Raw genomic sequence first — 21,363 nt, 5'->3', positions numbered from 1 at the left:
CGGCGACCGTCGCAGGGTGAGCCCGGACACGCCCGGCATGCCGATACCATGGAGAGATGACTGCAGTGCGCACCGGTGGAGACGACCCCGGCAAGGTCGCGATGCTCGGCCTCACCTTCGACGACGTCCTGTTGCTGCCCTCGGCGTCCGACGTCATCCCCAGCGACGTGGACACCTCGTCGCGGGTGACCAAGGACATCACTCTCAAGGTGCCCCTGGTGAGCTCGGCGATGGACACCGTCACCGAGGCCCGGATGGCCATCGCGATGGCGCGTGCCGGTGGGATGGGCGTGCTGCACCGCAATCTGTCGATCGAGGACCAGGCCGGGCAGGTCGAGACGGTGAAGCGCTCCGAGGCCGGGATGGTGACCGATCCGGTCACCTGTTCGCCGAGCCACACCCTGGCCGAGGTCGACGCGATGTGTGCGCGTTACCGGATCTCCGGTCTGCCGGTGGTCGATGCGTCGGGAGAGCTCGTCGGCATCATCACCAACCGCGACATGCGTTTCGAGGTCGACCAGTCACGACCGGTGTCCGAGGTGATGACCAAGGCGCCGTTGATCACCGCCCAGGAGGGCGTCTCGGCGGAGGCTGCGCTCGGTCTGCTGCGGCGCAACAAGGTGGAGAAGCTGCCGATCGTCGACGGCAACGGCAAGCTCACCGGGCTGATCACCGTGAAGGACTTCGTCAAGACCGAGCAGCATCCGCTGGCGACCAAGGACGCCGACGGCCGCCTGCTCGTCGGCGCGGCAGTGGGAACCGGTGAGCCGCAATGGAACCGGGCGATGGCGTTGGCGGACGCCGGGGCCGACGTGGTGATCGTCGACACCGCGCATGCGCACAACCGGCTCGTCCTCGACGTGGTGGCCAAACTCAAGGCCGAGGTGGGGGACCGGGTGCAGGTCGTCGGCGGCAACGTCGCGACCAGGGAAGCGGCTTTGGCCCTCGTCGAGGCCGGGGCCGACGCCGTGAAAGTGGGGGTCGGACCGGGCTCCATCTGCACCACCCGGGTCGTCGCGGGAGTCGGTGCGCCGCAGATCACCGCCATCCTCGAGGCCGTCGCGGTCTGTAAGCAGCACGACGTGCCGGTGATCGCCGACGGTGGTCTGCAGTACTCCGGCGACATCGCCAAGGCCCTCGCCGCCGGCGCGTCGACCGCCATGCTCGGCTCGCTGCTGGCCGGCACCGCCGAGGCACCCGGTGAGCTGATCCTGGTCAACGGCAAGCAGTTCAAGAGCTACCGCGGCATGGGCTCGCTGGGTGCCATGCAGGGACGCGGCCAGGGCAAGTCCTACTCCAAGGATCGCTACTTCCAGGACGACGTGCTGGCCGAAGAGAAGTTGGTGCCCGAGGGCATCGAGGGCCGGGTGCCCTTCCGCGGGCCGCTCGCCCAGGTCATCCACCAACTCGTCGGCGGCCTGCGTGCCGCGATGGGCTACACCGGGTCCTCGAGCATCTCCGACCTGCACGACGCACGCTTCGTCCAGATCACCGCTGCGGGACTCAAGGAGTCCCATCCGCACGACATCACCCTCACCACGGAAGCGCCCAACTACTATTCCCGCTGAAGCCCGTTGCGACCCGGGATCACCCCGGGTGCGACGGCGACCTCCAACGCGTAGCAGAAAGGCGCAACGGTGCGTGACCTCGTCGACATCGGCATGGGGCGGACGGCCCGACGGACGTTCGAACTCGATGACATCAGTATCGTCCCGTCCCGGCGGACCCGGTCATCGAAGGATGTGTCGACCGCCTGGCAGATCGATGCCTACCGGTTCGAATCACCGATCCTGAGTCATCCCACCGATGCGCTGGTGTCGCCGGCGGCCGCGATCGAACTCGGCCGGCTCGGCGCCCTGGGCGTGATCAACGGGGAAGGTCTGTGGGCCCGGCATCGCGACGTCGATGCGAAGATCGAGGAACTCGTCGCCCTCGCCGCCGACGATCCCGATCCGTCGGCGGCGGTTCGGCTTCTGCAACAACTGCATTCGGCCCCGCTGGACACCAAACTGCTCGGTGAGGCGGTCGCGTCGGTGCGCGACGCAGGTGTGACGACGGCCGTGCGGGTCAGTCCGCAACATGCTCCAGAGCTCACCCCGGCACTGCTCGAGGCGGGTGTCGAGATCCTCGTCGTGCACGGGACGATCATCTCCGCCGAGCATGTGGCCCAGGCGGATCCGAATGACGGCCCGGTGCGTGAGCCACTCAACCTCAAGACGTTCATCGCCGAACTCGACATCCCGGTGATCGCCGGAGGCGTCCACGACCACCGCACCGCGCTGCACCTCATGCGGACCGGCGCGGCCGGCGTCATCGTCGGCTACGGCTCGGCGGAGGGTGCGACGACGACCGGCGAGGTCCTCGGCATCGGCGTGCCGATGGCCACCGCGATCGCCGACGCCGCAGCAGCCCGCCGCGAGTACCTCGACGAAACCGGCGGACGGTACGTACACGTCATCGCGGACGGCGACATCCACACCTCCGGCGACCTCGCCAAGGCGATCGCCTGCGGTGCCGACGCCGCAGTACTCGGCACCCCGCTCGCGGCGGCCGCGGAAGCGCCCGGCCGCGGTTGGTACTGGCCGTCGGCCGCCGCGCATCCCGACACCCCGCGTGGCGCGCTGCTGCAGGTGGCGACCGAGGAGCAGCGGCCGAGCCTGGAATGCGTGCTCACCGGACCGTCGCAGGACCCGTTCGGGGAGCTCAATCTGGTGGGTGCCCTTCGTCGTTCGATGGCCAAGGCCGGCTACAGCGACCTCAAGGAGTTCCAGAAGGTCGGACTGACCGTCCACGTCTGACCCGAACCGCGCCGACAGAACCCCGAATCGCGCCGACGGAACCCCGAATCGCGCCGACGGAATCGGTGGATGCCCGGGGCGGGATCGTTCAGCGGCCCGGCGGCGCACGGTGGCGATTCCGTCGCCGAATTCCTGGGTTCTGTCGGCGGATTTTTGGGTTCTGTCGGCGAGAAACAGGGTTCTGTCGGCGCGGGCGGGCGCGGGGTGTGAGGCAGCAGGGCCCGGCGACGCGGTCAGTCGAGACCGCGGGCGATGAGGGTGTCGGCGAACCCATCCGCGGCTCGCAACGCGGCGATCACCACCGGGGCGACGAGAATCCGTGCGCCGGGACGCAACCCGCGGGCTTTGCGCGCCTCGTCGACCTGACCGACGACCTCGACCATCAGCGGGATCGACCGGATGGCGAGCGCGAGCGACAGTGCCACGAGGTCGATGCGGACGCCCACCTTCCCGAGTGGTCGTAGCCCGCCGACGATGGCGTCGAGGATCGCCGAGGTCCGGGTGGTCAGGGTGACGGCCGCAGCCATCGCGACCGACGCCGCGAGCACCGCGCACACGACCAGCGCCCGCTGCCAATCGGTGAAGATCACCTGGAACACGAAGACGAACAACACGATCCAGACCACCGGCCGCAGCTGCCGCCACGCCTCGCGGGGTCTGATGCCGCCCAGTGCGAACACACCCACCACCGCGACGGCGAGGAGACCGACCGCCGCAACCGACCGGACGGTCAGACTGATCGCGAGGATCGCCACGCCGAGGGCTGCCAGCTTGAACCCCGCCGGCAGACGATGCAGCAGAGAGCACCCGGGACGATAGACGCCCAGCGCACTCATGCCATCAACTCCCGGTAGGCGGCCACCGCGGCGGCCGGTTCGTCGTCGGCGACGACGCGGCCGTCATCGAGCACGATCACCCGGTCGTAGTCGGCGACCAGATCCAGGTCATGCGTCAGCACCACCAGCTGCTCGTCCAGCGTGGCGAAGACGTCGCGCAGCATCGAGGAATTGCGCAGGTCCAGCAGCGTGGTCGGCTCGTCGGCGACCAGCACCGACGGACCCGTCACCAGCACCGAGGCCAGCGCGAGCAGCTGCTTCTGGCCGCCGGAGAGCTGATGGGCGGGGTGATCGGCGTGACCGTCCAGCCCGAACTGGGCCAGCACCGCCGACGCCCGAGCAGACCGTTCGGCCCGATCACGGACGGTGCGCGTGAGGGACAGTTCGATGTCCTCGACGACGGTCGGCATGATGATCTGCCGATCCGGATCGCTGAAGATGAAACCGACCTCACGTCGTACCCGGCGCTTCTCCCGCGTGGCATCGATCCCGTTGACCACCACCGAACCGCGATCGGGGACGACGAGTGCGTTGATCATCCGCGCCAACGTCGACTTCCCGCTGCCGTTCGCGCCGATGATGCCGATCCTGCGCTCGGATAGCACCAGGTCGATGTCACGCAGGACGACCCGGTCGTCGTACGCATGCCCGACACCGGAGAACTCGATCATCGATCAGCCTCGACCATGGCCAGGGTCAGCGGCCGCGGCGCAGCCGGATCGGCGAGATCAGGCCGGGATAGGCGCGGTGCACCTGCGCTGCCACGAGCGCGGCGATCACGGACTTGGCGATGTCGCCGGGCACGTAGATGCCGTTGGTGGAGATCGCCGCCCACAGCGACAGGTCGGTGCGCAGCAGCAAGCCGATGACCCCGCACGCGTAGATGACGACCATGCCGCCGACGATGTTGATGAGTATGCCCCAGATGACCCGGTAGCGCGGCATCATCATCGCGGTGGCCAAGCCGATCACCAGCACCGCCGGGAGGAATCCGACGAAGAAGCCTGCGGTCGGGGACGCGAGGGCGACCAATCCGCTGCGGCCACCGGCCAGGATCGGCAGCCCGGCGATGGCCAGTACGGCGAAGATGAGCACCGCGAGGGTCCCCTTGCGGGGGCCGAGGATCGATCCGGCAAGCATGACACCGAGTGTCTGCAGGGTTATCGGGACACCCGACGAGCCGATCGTGATGGTGCCGGGAAGTCCGAGCGCTGCGATCAGCGCGGCGAACACCGCCGCCTGCGTCAGGTCGGCCACCGACAGCGTGAGGCGTCGCGTCGGCGAGGACGCGCCGGTGGTGTGGGACATGCCTGCATTATGTCTGGCGTCCTCACTCACTAAACTCGTCGGGGTGACGGTTTCTCCTGCCGACGGCCCCCGCCCCGTACTCGTGATCGACTTCGGGGCCCAGTACGCACAGCTGATCGCCCGCCGGGTGCGTGAGGCGCGCATCTACTCCGAGGTCATCGGGCACGAGGCGCCCCTGGCCGAGATCAAGGCGCGCAACCCGGTCGCGCTGATCCTGTCGGGCGGTCCCGCATCGGTGTACGCCGAAGACGCGCCCAAGCTCGATCCCGGGGTGTTCGACCTCGGCGTCCCGGTGTTCGGCATCTGTTACGGGTTCCAGGCGATGACCCAGGAGCTCGGTGGTGAGGTCGCCAACACCGGCGGCCGCGAATTCGGGCGGACGACGTTGACCGTCACCGGCGACGGCGTGCTGCACGAGGGGCTCACCGAGACCCAACCGGTGTGGATGAGCCACAACGACGCGGTCCAGGTCGCGCCCGAGGGATTCTCGGTCACCGGTTCGACCCCGGGGGCGCCGGTCGCGGCGTTCGAATGCGTCGAGCGGCAGATGGCCGGTGTGCAATATCACCCGGAGGTGCTGCACACCCCGCACGGGCAGCAGGTCCTCACCAGGTTCCTTTATGAGATCGCGGATCTCGAGGCGGACTGGACGGCGGCGAACATCGCCGAGACCCTGATCGAGGCGGTCGCCGATCAGATCGGGGACGGTCTGGCCATCTGCGGTCTGTCCGGCGGTGTCGACTCCGCGGTCGCCGCGGCCCTCGTCCAACGCGCGATCGGTGATCGCCTCACCTGTGTGTTCGTCGATCACGGACTCCTGCGAGCGGGTGAGCGCGAGCAGGTGCAGCACGATTTCGTCGCGGCGACCGGTGCGCGGCTGGTGACGGTCGACGCCGCGGAGACGTTCCTGTCCGAGCTGGCCGGGGTGAGCGACCCGGAGACCAAACGCAAGATCATCGGCAGGGAGTTCATCCGATCGTTCGAGGGGGCCGTCACCGATGTGCTCGGCGACCACGCTTCGGACGGCGAATCGGTCGACTTCCTGGTCCAGGGCACGCTGTATCCCGACGTCGTCGAGTCCGGTGGCGGCAGCGGGACCGCCAACATCAAGAGCCACCACAACGTCGGCGGCCTCCCGGACGACCTCGAGTTCTCGCTGGTGGAGCCACTGCGGCTGCTGTTCAAGGACGAGGTGCGCGCGGTCGGTCGGGAGCTGGGTCTGCCGGAGGAGATCGTCGGTCGCCAGCCATTCCCCGGCCCGGGTCTCGCCATCCGGATCGTCGGCGAGGTCACCGCGGACCGTCTGGCGTCGCTCCGGAAGGCCGACCTCATCGCGCGGGAAGAACTGACCGCGGCGGGCCTCGACGCGCAGATCTGGCAGTGCCCGGTGGTGCTCCTCGCCGACGTGCGCAGTGTCGGTGTCCAGGGCGACGGCCGCACCTACGGTCACCCGATCGTGTTGCGTCCGGTGTCGAGCGAAGACGCGATGACCGCCGACTGGACCCGGGTGCCCTACGAGGTCCTCGAGCTCATCTCGACCCGCATCACCAACGAGGTACCCGACGTGAACCGCGTCGTGCTGGACGTGACGAGCAAGCCGCCGGGCACGATCGAGTGGGAGTGACGCTTCGCGGGTGAATGGGAGTGACGCTTCGCGTCGGGGCGAGTGGGAGTGACGGTCAGCGCCGCGACGACCGCGTCCCGGTGACGATCAGGATCAGACCGATCACCAGGCCCCCGGCGACCGCGATCCACCCGAGGTCGGCGGCCGGCGGCAGATCCGGTCCGCCGGCCAGCCCCCAGCCGGCGACCAGCAGGGCCGCGATCCCGAGAAGCACCAACCCCGGCGAACGGTGGCGGGTGTCCGGCGCGCCGGCGTTGTTCGCGTCGTTCCCGGTCATCGGGTCACCTCCACATGTCCGACATTGGTCATCGCGTCGATCGTGAGGACCGGTCCGTCGGTACCGTCCCGGCCACCGTCGAGCCCCTCGGGGCAGACGTAGTCGCCGACGTTCGCGTCGCACGTCGCGCGGATGTTGGTGTTCTCGCCGACGAGGATCTCGATCTCGCCGATGCCGTTGCGCAGGTCGACCGTGCGATCGGCGGTCAGGTCGATGTCGCGCAGATCGAGCACCATCTTGCCCATCGTGAGTGTGTACTCATCGCGGATGTCGTTCTCGGCCACCGGAGTCCAGGTCCGTTCACCGACGCCGCCGGCCGGTAGGTCGAGCCGGACCGCCGAGGTGGCCACCACTGCCGCGACCCCGAGGAGCAGCGCGATCGGCACGAGACCGGTGCTGTGACCGCCGGCCCGTCGACGACGGAGCCCTGCGACCACGAGGCCCGCACCCACCACCGCCAGCGCCATCGAGATGATCCGCGCCGGTGTGAACCAATCGACCCCCACCTGGTGCAGGGCGGCACCGGCGGCGGCGACGATGACCGCGACGCCCACGACGACGAGGGTCAAGGGTGAGCGGCGCTCGGCCGGCGGCACAACCGCATCCTCGGCGGCCGGTTCGGGCAGATCCCAGGCGAACCGGGCCGTTCCCAACGGGTCCCACGCGGGCGGCGTGCGCCGCATCTGGTCGGTCGTGGTCTCGCCGTACGCGCCGGGCGATACCGGGGGCGTACCCGCATCCGGGGTGCGCGAGCCGGGGGCCGCCGGGGCGGCGGCGGAAGAATCGAACACGGTGGTCGCCGACGGGCCGGGCCACGATGTGCCGCCCGCAGTCCCCGACGTCGCCCGACCGGATGACCCGATCGCGGGATCGGTCATCAGCGAGCGCGGTATCCACGGCGTGAGCGCATCCCCCTGGCCCGGTGCCGGGTGTCCCGACCCGGCGTCCGAGTGGGTGTCCGCACTGGTACCCGCCGGTGGTTCCGGTGTGCGTTGATAGAGCAGCCACCAACCCACCAGCATGAGGGCGGCACCGAGCAGACCACCCGAACTCCACGTCGCGTTCGGTCCGAACGATGTCACCACGATGATGGCCAGCACGATCAGCAGGATGAGCTGCGGGTTGCGATGACGGAGATGGCTCGGCCGGTGTCCCAGGGCGTGGCCGGCGTTGCGGATCGAACCGAGCTCGTCGCGCTGTTTGTCCTCGCTCGGCATCGCCACCCAGGCCGCGATGTAGAGGATCAGACCACTGCCGCCGAACAGCGTCGCCACCACGAACGCGATCTTCACCAACGTCGGATCGACCCGATACCGCTGGGCGAATCCCGCGCACACACCCGCGATGGTGCGGTTGGCGCTGGGACGGATCGGCCGGGTCGCCCACAATCCCTCGAGCTGCTTGGTGTCCATGATGTCCATGGTGTCGGCCCGCGCCGCCCGCCACATCGGGGGAGGACCCTGAGAATGTCCCTGATGTGCGGGACCCGTCCGCCGTGCCACTATCGATGTGTGAGTGGTGGTTCCCCTGTGCCCGTGACGTCGGCCGTGTCGCCGACGCCCCGGCTGGTGCGCCGCGACGGCGGGCGCGTCATCGCGGGCGTGGCCGGCGGCATCGCCGACCACCTCGGCGTCGACGCGTTCCGGGTCCGGGTGGTGTTCGTGGTGCTCGCCGCGCTCGCCGGGGCCGGGGTCCTCGCCTACGGATTGCTGTGGTTCTTCTGCCCGCCCGGCGACGACCGCACGTCGCCCGCACCGGGCGAACGTCGGCAGGCCTATGGTCTCGCGCTCGTCGGACTGGTCGCGATGTCGGTGGTCGGGTTCGCCACCTCGGGGACGCCCGCCGCCTATCTCGTCCCCTTCGTCTTCGTCGCCGTCGGCGCCAGCCTCGTGTGGCGGGAGTTCGACACCTCGCGGGCATCCCCACGGACCCCGCTGCTGACCTGGACACGATTCATCGGTGGAGCGCTGCTGGTCATCGGTGGCCTGGTGGTCATCGTGCTGGCCGGTGAGCGTTCCTTCGGCGGCCTCTCGACAACACTGTTCGCCGTCATCGCGACCCTCATCGGCGTGGTACTGCTGACGGTGCCGCTGTGGATGCGGATGTTGCGGGCGTTGAACGAGGAACGCGCCGCCCGCATCCGCAATGCCGAGCGCGAGGAGATCGCGTCCCACCTGCACGACTCGGTGCTGCAGACCCTCGCGTTGATCCAGAAGCAGGCCGGCAGACCCGACGAGGTGGCGCGGCTGGCGCGCAGCCAGGAACGGGAACTGCGCGGATGGTTGTTCGGTGACCCGGCACATCGTGCGGGTTCGCTGTCGGCGAGTCTGCAGGGAGTCGGTGCCGAGGTCGAGGACGACTACGGCATCGAGGTCGACGTCATCACCGTCGGGGACCTGCGTCCCGACGACGCGCCCCCGGCCGAGCAACGACGCTGGGCGGCGCTCGTGGCCGCGACCCGCGAGGCACTCATCAATGCGGCCAAGCACTCCGGCGAACGAAAGGTGGACGTCTACGGCGAGGTGACCGACGACCGGGTGGAGGTGTTCGTGCGCGACCGCGGAGTCGGGTTCGACCCCGACCTCGTCGACGGCGACCGGCAGGGCATCGCCCGGTCGATCACCGCGCGTATGCATCGCGCCGACGGCGAGGCGACCATCGAATCGACCCCGGGCCGCGGCACCAACGTGAAACTGGCCATGCCCCGAGGTTCCGGAAGCCGTTCCGGCACCGAACATCCCGGCACCGAACATCCCGGCACGGAACCGGAATCGGCGACGGAGGAAGCCTCGACACCCGATGCGGGCCCAGGGGAGTCGGGGACAGGGGAATCGGATCACCTCCCGTCATCCGACGGCACGGCCACAAACCGGCAGCAACGGAAAGAAGCGTCATGATGACCGAACCGGCCGTCTGCCGGATCTTCCTCGTCGACGACCACGCGGTGTTCCGATCCGGTGTCCGCGCCGAACTCACATCGGAACCGGGGCTGGCGATCGCCGGTGAGGCGGGCACGGTGGCCGAGGCGGTGGACGGCATCATCGCGCTCCGACCGGATGTGGTGTTGCTCGATGTGCACATGCCGTCCGGCGGTGGGGTCGCCGTCCTGCGTGCGGTCACCGACGCGATCGTCGACGGCCCGGTCCCGGTGTTCTTGGCGCTGAGCGTGTCCGATGCCGCCGAGGATGTCATCGCGACCATCCGGGCGGGGGCGCGTGGGTATGTCACCAAGACGATCGACGGGACGGCACTCGCCGATGCCGTCCGGCGCGTCGCCGACGGCGACGCGGTGTTCAGTCCGCGTCTGGCGGGGTTCGTCCTGGATTCGTTCACCGGGAAATCCGGCGCCCCGGAGCCACCGCTCGACCCCGAACTCGATTCGCTGACCAAGCGGGAACTCGAGGTGCTCCGGCTGCTGGCCCGCGGATACACCTACCGGGAGATCGCCGACGAACTGTTCATCTCGATCAAGACGGTCGAGACACACGCGTCGAACGTCTTGCGCAAGACCCAGCAGTCCAACCGCAACGCTCTGACCCGATGGGCGGCCACCCGCCACATCGGATAGTGGTCAGAGGGTAGTGGTCACCGGGTTGTGGTCACACGGTTGTGTCACACCAGGGTGAGGATCAGCACGACCACGATCACGAGCACCACCACGCCGCCGACGGCGAGTGCGGCGTTCGATCTTCCGGTCGATGGAAATCCGTTGCGCGACTGAGGTCGTGGGGTCGACGGTGACGGTGCGGTCGACACCGCCGACGGTCGGTCGTCACCGGGCGACGACGTGACGGACGGAGCGGGCCGAGCGGGCAGGGGCCCGCCGACCGCCAGGTGCGTACCGGTCGGGTGGGTTCGCGGCGGCCGGGGCGAGCGCTGTGCCCAGGTGGGTAATCCGCCGTCCGGCGTACTGATCGGGCCGGCCAGGATCTGCTGCACCGAACCGCGTTCCCCGGCCGCCACGGTGGCGAGGAGGTCGCGGGCCTGCGCCATCGACGGGCGGCGTGACGGACTCGGTTCCAGCATGCGCAAGAGCACGGGTTCGAGCTCGCCCGCCTTCGTCATCGGTGTGATGCGGGCGCGGGCGACCTTGTGCAGCAACGCCAGCGAGTCGTCGTCGACACCGAACGGCGGTTGCCCCTCGACCAGCGTGTAGACGGTGGCGCCGAGCGAGTAGACGTCGGACGCCTCGGTCGGCTCGGCGCCCCGGGCCACCTCGGGAGCGAAGTAGGCGGGGGTCCCCGTGATGACCCCGGAGTTGTTCATGCTGACGTCGTCCTTCAGGCGGGAGATGCCGAAATCGGTGATCTTGATCAGGCCCGCGGTACGTCCGGTGGTCGTGACGAGCAGGTTGCCGGGCTTGATGTCACGGTGGATGATGCCCGCGGCATGGGCGGTGGTCATCGCGTCGGCCACCTGCGCGCCGATCTGGGCGGCCTGGCGGACGTCGAGAGTCTTTGTCGCATGCAGGATCTGGGCGACGCTGCGGGACGGGAGATACTCCATCACGAGCCAGGGTTCGCCGCTGTCGAGCGCGACGTCATGCATCGCGACGGCGTTGCGGTGGACGAGCCTGGCCGCGATGCGTCCCTCGCGCATCGCACGCAGCCGGATGGCCTCGGCCGATTCGTCGCTCAACCCCTCGGTCGAGACCACCTGCTTGACCGCGACGTCGCGATCGAAGAGCTGGTCGCGGGCGAGCCAGACCGAGCCCATTCCGCCGCCACCGATCCGTGACCGCAGCCGATAACGTCCGGCGACCAGGTATTGCGGGCCGGGCGTACGGCGATGGTCGGGGGTGGTGGACATAGGCTGCATGATAGTCGGGACGCCACGGCGGGGTGCGACCGCTTGACACCGCTCTCGCACATGTGTTCGACTGCGGGCATGCGGTGGTCGGACCAGGGGGTCGAGGTCGACGACGGTGCACTGCCCGGCCTGGGCAAGGCGGGCCTGGTGCGGTCGGTGCAGACCCCGGAATTCGAGGGCGTGACCTTTCACGAGGTGCTCGCGAAGAGTGCGCTGAATCAGGTCCCGGATGCCGCGAATCTCCCGTTTCGGTTCACAGTGAACACTTTTCGTGGGTGTACGCACGCCTGTCGGTATTGTTTCGCCCGGCCGACCCACGAATATCTGGACCTCGACGCGGGCCGCGATTTCGACAGTCAGGTGGTCGTCAAGCTGAACGTCGCCGCGGTGCTGCGCAAGGAGTTGCGCCGTCGGTCCTGGACCAGGGAGACGGTCGCGCTGGGGACGAACACCGATCCGTATCAGCGAGCGGAGGGGCGGTACCGGTTGATGCCCGGCGTGATCTCCGCGCTGGCCGAGTCCGCGACCCCGTTCTCGATTCTCACCAAGGGCACGTTGCTGCGCCGCGACCTGCCCTTGCTGCGGCAGGCGGCGCAGAAGGTGCCGGTGAGCATCGGCATCTCGCTGGCCTTCCATGACGCCGAGTTGCAGAAGGCGATCGAACCGGGGACGCCGTCGCCGAAGGCCCGACTGGAACTGATCCGGGCGGTGGCGGATGCGGGATTCGCCCCGCACGTGATGGTCGCACCGGTGATCCCGTATCTGACCGACTCCACCGAGCATCTCGACCGTCTGATCGCGGCGCTGGCGGACGCGGGAGCGTCCGGGGTGACCGCGTTCCCGATGCATCTGCGCGGCGCCACCAAGCCCTGGTTCCTGGAGTGGCTGGCCGCCGAACATCCGGCGCTGTTGCGCCGGTACCGAGGTCTGTACGGGCGCGGCGCCTATGTCACCCCGGAGTACTCGGCATGGCTGCGCGAGCGGATGCGTCCACTGGTGGAGCGGCACGGGCTCGCCGGCTCGCCGGGTCTGCGGGTGGCGGCCGACGGTGCCCCCGCGCCGTCGCCCGCCGTGCCGCCTGCTCTCACCCTCTTCTGATTCGAAGCGATACCGGGAGCGAAGCGCTGACCACGTGCGTTGCGCTTGTCGGTGCCGCGTCCTAGTATCAAAATCACTCGAAAACATGTTCGAACGCACGTGCATCTTCCCGGCGCGCTATTGCGGAAAGTCGCTGGTAGGAGGGTGTATGAGTGTGCCGTTGGATGCCACGCGCAACCACGATCTGGATCGGCTGCGGCGCCAGATCGCGGCGATGTCCGGGCGTCCGGATCGTGCGGCGGTGGAGGTGTCGGATCCGTCGGACGACGTCCTCCCGGTCCCGGCGCCGATGGCCGACCTACTGCCTCGGGGTGGGGTGACCAGAGGCAGCGTCTCCACTGTCGCCGGTGCCCGTTCGGCGCTGCTGGCGGTGATCGCGTCGGTGAGCGGCGCGGGCCGTCAGGTGGGACTGGTGGGCATGCCGCAGCTGAATCTCGGGGCCGTGGCCGAACTCGGCGGTGATCTCACCCGCATTGCCACGGTGCCGGACCCGGGCGCGGATCCGGTGGAGGTGGCGGGCATCCTGCTCGACGGGATGGACCTGGTCGTGCTGGACCTGGGTGGAGCGCAGGTACCGCCCTCGCGTACCCGGGTGATGATGGGGCGGCTGCGTAAGCAGATGTCGGCGCTGATGATCACGGGCGGTGCGTGGCCGGGGGCGCAGCTGCGGCTCGACACCGAGATCGTGACCTACCGGCATCTACCAGGTACCGACGCGACCGACCTCGCGGTGGCGCGCCGTGGGGTCGGCCGGATCGGCGGGATGACACTGCGCATGACCGTCACCGATCGTGGACACCGTCGGGCGGTCGGTGAGATCGACCTGCTGACAAGCGGATTCGGCCCCGATCGACGGGTAGAGATGGTGACGTCGTCGCTACGTCCACGATTGGCGGTGGCGAACTGATGGCCGATCACGTCACCTCGGAGAAGCGGATCCTGGCCCTGTGGTGCCCGGACTGGCCGGCGACCGCGGCGGCGATCGACGCCGATCTGGGCCCGCACCACCCGATCGCGGTGCTTCACGCCAATCGGGTCGTCGCCTGCTCGGCACCTGCACGCACCGCGGGGGTGCGGCGCGGTATGCGGAAGCGGCAGGCCCAGTCGGCGTGTCCGGAGATGACGGTGGTCGCCGCCGACGATCACCGTGACGGCCGGATCTTCGAGCCGGTGGTCGCGGTGGTGACCGAGCTGGTGCCGGTCGTCGAGGTCCTGCGACCCGGTCTGCTGGTGGTGCCCGCGGCGAGGGCATCCCGGTACTTCGGCGGTGAGGACACACTCGCGGAGAACCTGATCGACGCGGTCGCCGCATCCGGTGTGGAGGTCCAGGGCGGCGTGGCCGACGAGTTGTTCACCGCGGTGCTCGCCGCTCGGCACGGCCGGCATGTGGAACCGGGAGGTGACGCCGCCTATCTGTCCGGCCGCCCGATCGGCGATCTCGCCGTGGAACCGAGCCTGAGTGCCCCCACGCGCGTCGAACTGGTCGAATTGCTACGACGACTGGGGATCTCGACGATCGGAGCGTTCGCGCAGATGTCGATTCGCGATGTCGCGACCCGATTCGACGCCGACGCGGTGGTGGCGCATCGCCTGGCCAATGCCGAGCCGGGGCGACCGCCCTCGGGGCAGGCCTTGCCGGTGGATCTGATCATCGAGCATCAGTGTGATCCGCCGATCGATCGGGTGGATTCCGCGGCCTTTCTCGGCCGCCGGCTGGCAGATGAGCTGGCGGGTCGGCTGGCGGCGGTGTCGGCGGCCTGCACGCGGCTCACGGTCGAGGCGATCACCGAGCGTGGGCAACGTCATTCGCGGACCTGGCGGTGCGCGCAGCCGCTGACCCCGGACGCCACCGCCGATCGCATCCGGTGGCAACTCGAAGGATGGCTGACCGGTGGACGACCCGGGGCGCCCGACCGACCCGACTCGCCGATCGCGGTCCTCCGGCTCGAACCGATCGAGGTCGTCGAAGCTGGTACCCTGCAATATCCGTTGAGCGGCAACGGTTTACCCGAGGACCCGGAGATCGATGAGCGGGCTCGCCGTTCACTGGTGCGAGTGCAGGGACTTCTCGGCGGAGACGCGGTACAACTCCCGATCCCGAGCGGAGGACGGGGGCCGGCGGAACAGATCACGATGGTGGCGCTCGGGGACGAGCGGATACCGGCACGGGATCCGGCTGCCCCATGGCCGGGCCGGTTACCCCAACCGACGCCCGCGGTACTGCTGGAGACCCCGATCCACGTACTGGACATGCTGGGTGCGCCGGTGGAGGTCACCGGCCGGGGATGTTTCACCGCCGAGCCCACCACGGTGTCGATGGAGCGCGCCGGGAGACGCAGGCAGAGTTGGGAACTGCAATGGTGGGCCGGGCCGTGGCCATTCGGTCTGGGCGGTGGTGGTGACGGCGGTGGTGGTGGCAGTAATGGTGGCGACGGTGCGGAGGAGATCACGGCCCGCGCGCAGGTGCTGCTCGACGATTCGCGAGCCCTGCTGTTGCGCTATCGCTCGCGGAGTTGGGTGGTGGAGGGAGTGTATGAGTGAGACCGCTCAACTGTTCGCGCCGCGGGCGACCACCGGCCACCGGACACTGCCGTCCGAGACCACGAGTTCGTCCACCAGATTGACCGCTGTGCACACATGATTCGGCACCATCGCCACGGTCGAGCCCACGTCGGGTATCGCGTCCGCGGGTGAACCCGTCGGGAACTCGATCACGGCGTGATGTTCCGACAACGACGTGACGCGGGCGTCCAGGGCGTGCCGGAGCCGACCGAACCCCGACGTCCAGGCCGGTCGGTCGGCCCCCAGGATCTTGCTCCCCGCGTCCGTGACGATCCGGGTGCCGCTGCGATGCACCACGGTGGCGATCGCGGTCAGCGCGATGTCGTCGGCGGTGCATGATCCGAGTTCCAGTTGTTGCGCGTCGTTGAACGGGTAGACGCCCGGCCGGATCTCGGTGAGCACTCCCGAACTGGCGAAACCGATCGTCGGGGTGGAGCCGCCGCTACGGACGGCCGGATCGATACCGTTGTCCTGCAAACGTTCTGCTGCCCGTGTCAACGCCCGTACCTCGTCGTCGGCGGCGTCGCGACGGGCGTTGCCGGGACCGTAGCCGTGGCCGGGGAAGGTGAACACGCCGATCACCTGCAGGCCTGCGTTGTCGGCGTGCCGGGCGAGTTCGCCCGCCTCGTCGGGCGCGATCCCGGTGCGGCGTTGCCCGGAGTCGATCTCGATCAGCACCTCGATCTCGCCGACATCGCCGCCGAGCAGGTCGGCCATCTGCCGTGCGCCGACCACGGAGTCGACGGCCAGCCGTATCCGTGCGCGATTCGCGAGGGCCCGCAGCCGCGCCGCCTTGTGATCGGTCAGCCACAGCGGATACGCGATGAACAGATCCGGGACGGTCGGCACCAGGGCATCGGCGAACGCCTCCGCCTCCCCGATGGTGGCCACGGTGAGGCCGACCGCGCCGGCGCGCAGCTGTCGTCGTGCGATCTCGGCGCACTTGTGGGTTTTCGCGTGCGGTCGCACGGCGAGGCCGAGTTCGCGCGCCCGTCCCGCGACCGCCGCGACGTTGCGGTCGAGACGCTCGACATCGACACGGAGGTAGGGGGTGTCGGTCATATGCGCCGATCCTAGTGCCCCGAGCTAGTGTCCTTGCCGAGTGCGGCGGCGGATTCCCCGAACATCAGATATTCCTGATGCAGGACACGGGCGGTGATGCCGGGAGCAACGGTGTGGCCGATCTCGGACAGCGAACCGAGAACCGAGTTGACGCGCCGCGGTCGGTCGACGATGCCGTGCAGCACCCGCGAGGCGGCCTTGTCGACACCCCACGCGCCGGCATCCTCGTAGACCTCGGTCGGCGCGATCATGCGGGTGCGGACCAGCGGCAGCCGCACATTGGTGACGGTGACATGATCGGAGAGGGTCTCGATCCCGACGATGTCGCTGAACGCCTCGAGTGCCGCCTTCGACGCCGCATACGCACCGAATCGGGCGGTCTTCGCCTGGACCGCGATCGACGTCACGTTCACGATGTGGCCGGACTTGCGCGCCACCATGTGTGGCAACAGCGCGAGGATGAGGCTTACCGCACCGAAGTAGTTGACCGCCATCACCCGCTGGTAGTCGTGCATTCGGTCGGTGGCGTTGAGGGTGGCCCGACGGATGGACCGACCCGCGTTGTTCACCAGGACGTCGACGTGACCGTGTTCGGCGAGAACCGTTTTGATCAGTCCGTTGACCGACTCTTCGTCGGTGATGTCGCACTGGTAGGCGTACACCCGGCCCGGTGGCACACCGTCTTTCGTCGCGGTCGCGTCGAGTTCGGCGCGCGCGGCGTCGAGTCCGTCGGCATCCCGCGCCACGATCATGACGTTCGCCCCTCGTGCGAGACACATCCGGGCGGTCGCCTTTCCGATCCCGGCCGAGCCGCCTGTGATGAGTATGTTCTTGCCGACGAGCGGTCCGCGCGGATCGTGGCGACGATGACGTGCGGGATCGAGATGCTCGGCCCAATAGGTCCACAGGCGCGGCCCGTAGTCGTCGAGATCGGGCAGGCCGATGCCCAGTCCCCGTAGCTCTGCGATGGTGGCGTCGGAGCGGAAGTCGACGGTCAACGCGATGGTGTCGAGAAGGGTCGGGGGGATGCCCTGCTGAGTCGCGATGAGATCGCGAGCCACCCGGAACGCGCCGGTGCCAGCCAGCGTGAGCGCCGGGGCGACCACGGCATTGGGGATGACATTGCGCCCACGCGGACCGCGGAAACCCGGGGCGATCGCGTTGTACATGTCGGTGATGGTCCGGCGGCGAGGGTCGGCGAGGTGGTGGACGCGGCCGCTGCGCTCCGGGGCCACGGTGCACAAAGCCACGATCGCGTGGGCCACGAAGTCGACCGGGACGATGTTGGTGTTCCCCAGGTCGGGAAGGGGCAGCGGTAGCGACGACGGCAGCACGCCGAGCTGCTTGAGGTGTCCGAAGAAGTAGTAGGGCCCGTCGATCTTGTCCATCTCTCCGGTTCGCGAGTCGCCGACGACGACGGACGGGCGATATACCCTCCACCGCAATCCTTCTCGCGCACGGACGATCTTCTCTGCCTCGAACTTCGTCCGGTGATAGGGCGTAGGAAATCCCTGACCCGTGTCGAAATCGTCCTCCGTGTAGGTGCCGCGGTGGTCGCCGGCCACCGCGATCGAGGACACGTGATGCATCAGGGCGCCGGTGGCGAGTGCGAGGTCCGCGACATGAGCGGTGCCCTCGACGTTGGCGGCGTGCGCGACATCGGCGTCGGCGGCCATGTCGTAGACAGCGCCGAGGTGGATGACGTGGTCGATCTCGGGTAGGTCGCCGGGCTCGATTCCCAGGCCCGGGGTGGTGAGATCGCCCGCCAGCGGAGTGACCCGCCCCGCGGTGTCGGTGGTGGCGAGGAACTCGCTGAAAGCAGATAGCGACCCGGCGCGAACCAGTGCGATGATGCGGGCATCGGCTTCGACGGTGAGGAGGCGTTCGATGACCCGACGCCCGATGAAACCGCTGCCGCCGGTGATGAAATAGGTCGTCATGATGTCGGTGATCCGATCTCGTGAGGCTGCTGGACCAGCGTGACGCAATTCTTACTGTCGAGTAAGAAGTCTGTTCGTAGACAGGGTGACACTTACATTGACGAATGGCAACATCCCGACCGGTCGGTGTCGACCGGAGGTTCCCGACGACATCGTGCGGATTCGGCAGGTCGTCACCGACGCGTTCGGTCAGCCCGACGAGGCCGACCTCGTCGACGCTCTGCGCGCCGATGTGCGGGCGTGGATTCCGGAGCTGTCAATCGTCGCGACCGACGGCGACGGACTCGTCGTCGGCTTCGCGCTGCTGACACGCTGTCGGGTCGGTGCGGAGCCGGCCCTCGCGTTGGCGCCATGTGCGGTCGTCGGGGACCTGCAGAACACCGGCGTCGGGACAGCGGTGACCGCCGCCGCACTCGACGCGGCCCGGTCGCGGGTGACCGAGGGTGCCGACGAGAACCTGGTGGTCGTCCTCGGGCATCCGGAGTTCTATCCGCGCTTCGGGTTTCGCCGTGCATCCGAGGCAGGCATCACGGCCTCGTTCGAGGTGCCCGACGATGCGCTGATGTACCTCGCCCTCGACCCCGACCGGTCGATTCCGTCGGGTGTCATCGAGTATCCGCCCGCGTTCGGGGTGTGACCGCGGCGCCTCGTCAGGACAGATGGCGTGGCTGCGGCTGGCTCTTGTGTGACCAGTCCTCGCCGACCGACTCCTGGTGGCCGCCGAGGTGTTCGGCGCGGATCGTGCCTTCCCGCTCCAGGCGGATGACGATCGATTTCGACGTCGGACAGTTGCTGCCGAGCGCGGTCGAGTCCAACGGCACGAGCGGGTTGGTCTCCGGGTAGTAGGCCGCGGCGGTGCCGCGCGGGATGTCGTACTCGACGATGCGGAAGTCGGTGGCGTAGCGCAATTCGTCGTCCTCCCACACGCTCACCAGATCGACGATGTCGCCGTTGTCGTGGCCGAGTGCCGCGATGTCGTCGCGGTGCATGAACACCACCCGGCGTCCGCCCTCGATGCCGCGGTAGCGGTCGCTCAGACCGTAGATGGTGGTGTTGAACTGGTCGTGACTGCGCAGCGTCTGCAACAACAGGTGCTTGTCCGGGATCTGCATCACGTCCAGCGGAGACACCGCGAATTCGGCACGCCCGGAGTCGGTGTCGAACCGTCGCTCGTCGCGGGGCGGATGCGGCAGGATGAATCCGCCCGGCCTGCGGACATTGACCTCATAGCCTTCGCAACCCGGGACCACCGCGGCGATGTGACGACGGATCACCGCGTAGTCGTCGCGCATCGCGAGCCAGTCGATCCCGTACCGGTCGCCCAGCGTGGCGTGGGCGACCTGGGCGATGATCCCGGTCTCCGATTCGAGGTGCGGGCTGGCCGGGTCGAGCGGCCCGCGGGAGGCGTGCACCGAGCATGTCGAATCCTCGACACTCACATACTGCGGTCCGGAGGCCTGGATGTCTTTCTCGGTGCGGCCCTTGACCGGCAGGATCAACGCGGTCTCCCCGGTCACCAGGTGGGATCGGTTGAGCTTGGTCGACAGTTGGACCGACATGCGGGTCTTGCGCATGGCTGCGGCGGTGATCCGTGAGTCCGGCGCGGCATCCACGAAATTGCCGCCGAGACCCATGAAGAACTTCGCCTTGTCGTCCCGCATGGAGCGGATCGAGTCGACCGTGTCGTGGCCGTGCTCGCGAGGCGGGTCGAATCCGAACTCCTGCTGCAGGGAATCGAGGAAACTCTGCGGCGCACGCTCCCAGATGCCCATCGTGCGGTCGCCCTGGACATTGGAGTGTCCACGCAGCGGCAGCAGGCCGGCTCCCGGCTTGCCGATGTTGCCCTGTGCGAAGGCGACGTTGCACAACTCCTTGATGATCGCGACCGCGTTGCGGTGCTGGGTCAACCCCATCGCCCAGCAGAAGACCGTTTTCTCGGAGTCACGCAGCATGCGCGCGGCCTCGGTGATCTCCGCCCGCGTCAGGCCGGTCTCGGTGAGCACGTCGTCCCAGTCGAGCTGTCGCAGGTGATCGCGCCATGCATCGAAGCCGTGGGTGTGGGTCTCGATGAACTCGTGGTCGAGGGCGTCCCACTCGATGAGCAGCGAACCGATGGCCTGCATGAGGGCGAGGTCACCGCGGGGTCGGATCTGGAGGTGGAAGTCGCTGAGGTCGGTGCCACGGCCCAGGACACCGGACGGGCTCTGCGGATTCTGGAAGTGGAGGAGACCGGCCTCCTTGAGCGGGTTGATCGACAGGATCTTCGCGCCGTTGCGCTTCGCCTGCTCGAGGTGGGTGAGCATCCGCGGGTGGTTGGTGCCGGGATTGTGGCCCTGCAGCACGATCAGGTCGGCCTCGTGGACATCGGAGAGGACGACGCTCGCCTTGCCGATGCCGATCGACTCGGCGAGCGCGATCGAGGTCGACTCGTGACACATGTTGGAGCAGTCGGGCAGGTTGTTCGTGCCGTAGGCGCGCGCGAACAACTGGTAGGTGAAGGCGGCCTCGTTGGATGCGCGCCCGGAGGTGTAGAAGATCGCCTCGTCCGGGTCGAGTTCGTTCAGCTGGGCGCCGATGAGCCGGTAGGCCTCCTGCCAGTCGATCGGCTCGTAGTGGGTGCCGCCGGGACGTTTGATCATCGGATGGGTGATGCGCCCCTGCTTGCCGAGCCAGAGGTCGGTGCGTGACGCGAGATCCTCGATCGAGTGGCGGGCGAAGAACTCCGGTGTCACGCGCGACCGGGTGGCCTCCTCGGCCACGGCTTTCGCACCGTTCTCACAGAATTCGGCAGGATGGCGATGCCCCGGATCCGGGTCGGGCCACGCGCAGCTCATGCAGTCGAAGCCCTCGGCCTTGTTGAGTTCGAGCAGCGCCTCCCCGGTCCGGATGACCCCCATCTCACGCAGCGACCGCGCCATCGACACCGCGACCGCCGGCACTCCCGCGGCCTTGCGTTTCGGTTTCCCGACATGCAGATCTGCCTCGTCGTAGTCGAGGGCGTCGCCGGTGTCACGGCTGTGTGCCGATCGGTTCGTGGCCATGGGGGGAG

Annotated in this window: 18 protein-coding genes; 9 read left to right on the top strand and 9 right to left on the bottom strand. The window is 68.6% G+C overall.

The features are described from left to right. Positions 1–56: 56 nt before the first annotated feature. Positions 57–1,568, top strand: coding sequence for an IMP dehydrogenase (guaB, locus tag VZC37_RS00945; protein WP_330430545.1), 1,512 nt, complete (start codon positions 57–59; stop codon positions 1,566–1,568). A 69-nt stretch (positions 1,569–1,637) separates the two neighbouring features. Beyond that, complete coding sequence (locus VZC37_RS00940) at positions 1,638–2,798, top strand: GuaB3 family IMP dehydrogenase-related protein (RefSeq protein ID WP_330430544.1); 1,161 nt, start codon at positions 1,638–1,640, stop codon at positions 2,796–2,798. Between the two features lie 233 nt (positions 2,799–3,031). Here VZC37_RS00940 and VZC37_RS00935 read toward each other — a convergent pair whose 3' ends face one another. From VZC37_RS00935 to VZC37_RS00925, 3 genes are read right to left on the bottom strand one after another with little or no spacing between them, the layout of a single operon-like run. After that, complete coding sequence (locus VZC37_RS00935) at positions 3,032–3,634, bottom strand: energy-coupling factor transporter transmembrane component T family protein (protein ID WP_330430543.1); 603 nt, start codon at positions 3,632–3,634, stop codon at positions 3,032–3,034. Next, entirely contained in the window at positions 3,631–4,305 is a 675-nt protein-coding gene (locus tag VZC37_RS00930; RefSeq protein ID WP_330430542.1) for an energy-coupling factor ABC transporter ATP-binding protein, read from the bottom strand. The genes VZC37_RS00935 and VZC37_RS00930 overlap by 4 nt, the downstream gene beginning before the upstream one ends. Before the next feature lie 25 nt (positions 4,306–4,330). Then, on the bottom strand, positions 4,331–4,942 hold the full coding sequence (locus VZC37_RS00925; RefSeq protein WP_330430541.1) for a biotin transporter BioY: 612 nt from the start codon (positions 4,940–4,942) through the stop codon (positions 4,331–4,333). A gap of 43 nt (positions 4,943–4,985) precedes the next feature. On the opposite strand from VZC37_RS00925, the gene guaA reads away from it, so the two are divergent. Further along, positions 4,986–6,566, top strand: coding sequence for a glutamine-hydrolyzing GMP synthase (gene guaA, locus VZC37_RS00920; protein WP_330430540.1), 1,581 nt, complete (start codon positions 4,986–4,988; stop codon positions 6,564–6,566). A gap of 55 nt (positions 6,567–6,621) precedes the next feature. Here guaA and VZC37_RS00915 read toward each other — a convergent pair whose 3' ends face one another. Further along, positions 6,622–6,843, bottom strand: a complete 222-nt coding sequence (locus tag VZC37_RS00915) for a hypothetical protein (protein ID WP_330430539.1) — start codon at positions 6,841–6,843, stop codon at positions 6,622–6,624. After that, positions 6,840–8,255, bottom strand: coding sequence for a PspC domain-containing protein (locus tag VZC37_RS00910; RefSeq protein ID WP_330430538.1), 1,416 nt, complete (start codon positions 8,253–8,255; stop codon positions 6,840–6,842). Before VZC37_RS00910 ends, VZC37_RS00915 begins: the two co-directional genes overlap by 4 nt. Before the next feature lie 135 nt (positions 8,256–8,390). Here VZC37_RS00910 and VZC37_RS00905 point away from each other — a divergent pair, with 135 nt between their 5' ends. Both VZC37_RS00905 and VZC37_RS00900 read left to right on the top strand, forming a co-directional pair. After that, positions 8,391–9,740, top strand: coding sequence for a PspC domain-containing protein (locus VZC37_RS00905; protein WP_330431663.1), 1,350 nt, complete (start codon positions 8,391–8,393; stop codon positions 9,738–9,740). After that, positions 9,740–10,411, top strand: coding sequence for a response regulator transcription factor (locus VZC37_RS00900; RefSeq protein WP_330431662.1), 672 nt, complete (start codon positions 9,740–9,742; stop codon positions 10,409–10,411). The genes VZC37_RS00905 and VZC37_RS00900 overlap by 1 nt, the downstream gene beginning before the upstream one ends. A 44-nt stretch (positions 10,412–10,455) precedes the next feature. On the opposite strand, the gene VZC37_RS00895 is transcribed toward VZC37_RS00900, so the two are convergent. Then, positions 10,456–11,652 (bottom strand): serine/threonine-protein kinase, encoded by a 1,197-nt coding sequence (locus tag VZC37_RS00895; RefSeq protein WP_330430537.1) that lies wholly within the window; start codon positions 11,650–11,652, stop codon positions 10,456–10,458. Positions 11,653–11,730: 78 nt separating this feature from the next. Between VZC37_RS00895 and VZC37_RS00890 the strand changes: the two genes are divergently transcribed. The 3 genes from VZC37_RS00890 to VZC37_RS00880 all read left to right on the top strand — a co-directional run bounded on the left by VZC37_RS00890 (position 11,731) and on the right by VZC37_RS00880 (position 15,291). Then, positions 11,731–12,750: an Rv2578c family radical SAM protein gene (locus VZC37_RS00890; RefSeq protein ID WP_330430535.1), complete on the top strand. Its 1,020-nt coding sequence runs from the start codon at positions 11,731–11,733 to the stop codon at positions 12,748–12,750. A 148-nt stretch (positions 12,751–12,898) separates the two neighbouring features. Continuing rightward, on the top strand, positions 12,899–13,657 hold the full coding sequence (locus VZC37_RS00885) for a hypothetical protein (RefSeq protein WP_330430534.1): 759 nt from the start codon (positions 12,899–12,901) through the stop codon (positions 13,655–13,657). Then, the gene (locus VZC37_RS00880) at positions 13,657–15,291 is read left to right on the top strand and encodes a DNA polymerase Y family protein (protein ID WP_330430533.1); all 1,635 of its coding nucleotides are present in this window, start codon (positions 13,657–13,659) and stop codon (positions 15,289–15,291) included. Before VZC37_RS00885 ends, VZC37_RS00880 begins: the two co-directional genes overlap by 1 nt. A gap of 6 nt (positions 15,292–15,297) precedes the next feature. Here the strand turns inward: VZC37_RS00880 and VZC37_RS00875 are convergent, their stop codons facing one another. After that, entirely contained in the window at positions 15,298–16,374 is a 1,077-nt protein-coding gene (locus VZC37_RS00875) for an alanine racemase (RefSeq protein ID WP_330430532.1), read from the bottom strand. An 11-nt stretch (positions 16,375–16,385) separates the two neighbouring features. After that, the gene (locus tag VZC37_RS00870) at positions 16,386–18,314 is read right to left on the bottom strand and encodes an SDR family oxidoreductase (protein WP_330430531.1); all 1,929 of its coding nucleotides are present in this window, start codon (positions 18,312–18,314) and stop codon (positions 16,386–16,388) included. Positions 18,315–18,468: 154 nt separating this feature from the next. Between VZC37_RS00870 and VZC37_RS00865 the strand changes: the two genes are divergently transcribed. Further along, positions 18,469–18,951 (top strand): GNAT family N-acetyltransferase, encoded by a 483-nt coding sequence (locus tag VZC37_RS00865; RefSeq protein ID WP_330430530.1) that lies wholly within the window; start codon positions 18,469–18,471, stop codon positions 18,949–18,951. Between the two features lie 13 nt (positions 18,952–18,964). Here the strand turns inward: VZC37_RS00865 and VZC37_RS00860 are convergent, their stop codons facing one another. Then, positions 18,965–21,355, bottom strand: coding sequence for an FdhF/YdeP family oxidoreductase (locus VZC37_RS00860; RefSeq protein ID WP_330430529.1), 2,391 nt, complete (start codon positions 21,353–21,355; stop codon positions 18,965–18,967). Between the last annotated feature and the right edge of the window lie 8 nt (positions 21,356–21,363).

It is taken from the genome of Gordonia sesuvii (genome assembly GCF_036350415.1).
GTDB lineage: Bacteria > Actinomycetota > Actinomycetes > Mycobacteriales > Mycobacteriaceae > Gordonia > Gordonia sesuvii.
This window is presented reverse-complemented; position numbering and strand designations above follow the sequence as displayed.

What these genes read in the sequence shown, in the direction of transcription:
- VZC37_RS00895 (WP_330430537.1), bottom strand. Translation starts at nt 11,652, where the DNA reads ATGTCCACCACCCCCGACCATCGCCGTACGCCCGGCCCGCAATACCTG.
- VZC37_RS00915 (WP_330430539.1), bottom strand. Translation starts at nt 6,843, where the DNA reads ATGACCGGGAACGACGCGAACAACGCCGGCGCGCCGGACACCCGCCAC.
- VZC37_RS00860 (WP_330430529.1), bottom strand. Translation starts at nt 21,355, where the DNA reads ATGGCCACGAACCGATCGGCACACAGCCGTGACACCGGCGACGCCCTC.
- VZC37_RS00870 (WP_330430531.1), bottom strand. Translation starts at nt 18,314, where the DNA reads ATGACGACCTATTTCATCACCGGCGGCAGCGGTTTCATCGGGCGTCGG.
- VZC37_RS00900 (WP_330431662.1), top strand. Translation starts at nt 9,740, where the DNA reads ATGACCGAACCGGCCGTCTGCCGGATCTTCCTCGTCGACGACCACGCG.
- VZC37_RS00890 (WP_330430535.1), top strand. Translation starts at nt 11,731, where the DNA reads ATGCGGTGGTCGGACCAGGGGGTCGAGGTCGACGACGGTGCACTGCCC.
- VZC37_RS00885 (WP_330430534.1), top strand. Translation starts at nt 12,899, where the DNA reads ATGAGTGTGCCGTTGGATGCCACGCGCAACCACGATCTGGATCGGCTG.
- VZC37_RS00925 (WP_330430541.1), bottom strand. Translation starts at nt 4,942, where the DNA reads ATGTCCCACACCACCGGCGCGTCCTCGCCGACGCGACGCCTCACGCTG.
- VZC37_RS00880 (WP_330430533.1), top strand. Translation starts at nt 13,657, where the DNA reads ATGGCCGATCACGTCACCTCGGAGAAGCGGATCCTGGCCCTGTGGTGC.
- VZC37_RS00910 (WP_330430538.1), bottom strand. Translation starts at nt 8,255, where the DNA reads ATGGACACCAAGCAGCTCGAGGGATTGTGGGCGACCCGGCCGATCCGT.
- guaB (WP_330430545.1), top strand. Translation starts at nt 57, where the DNA reads ATGACTGCAGTGCGCACCGGTGGAGACGACCCCGGCAAGGTCGCGATG.
- VZC37_RS00875 (WP_330430532.1), bottom strand. Translation starts at nt 16,374, where the DNA reads ATGACCGACACCCCCTACCTCCGTGTCGATGTCGAGCGTCTCGACCGC.
- VZC37_RS00930 (WP_330430542.1), bottom strand. Translation starts at nt 4,305, where the DNA reads ATGATCGAGTTCTCCGGTGTCGGGCATGCGTACGACGACCGGGTCGTC.
- VZC37_RS00935 (WP_330430543.1), bottom strand. Translation starts at nt 3,634, where the DNA reads ATGAGTGCGCTGGGCGTCTATCGTCCCGGGTGCTCTCTGCTGCATCGT.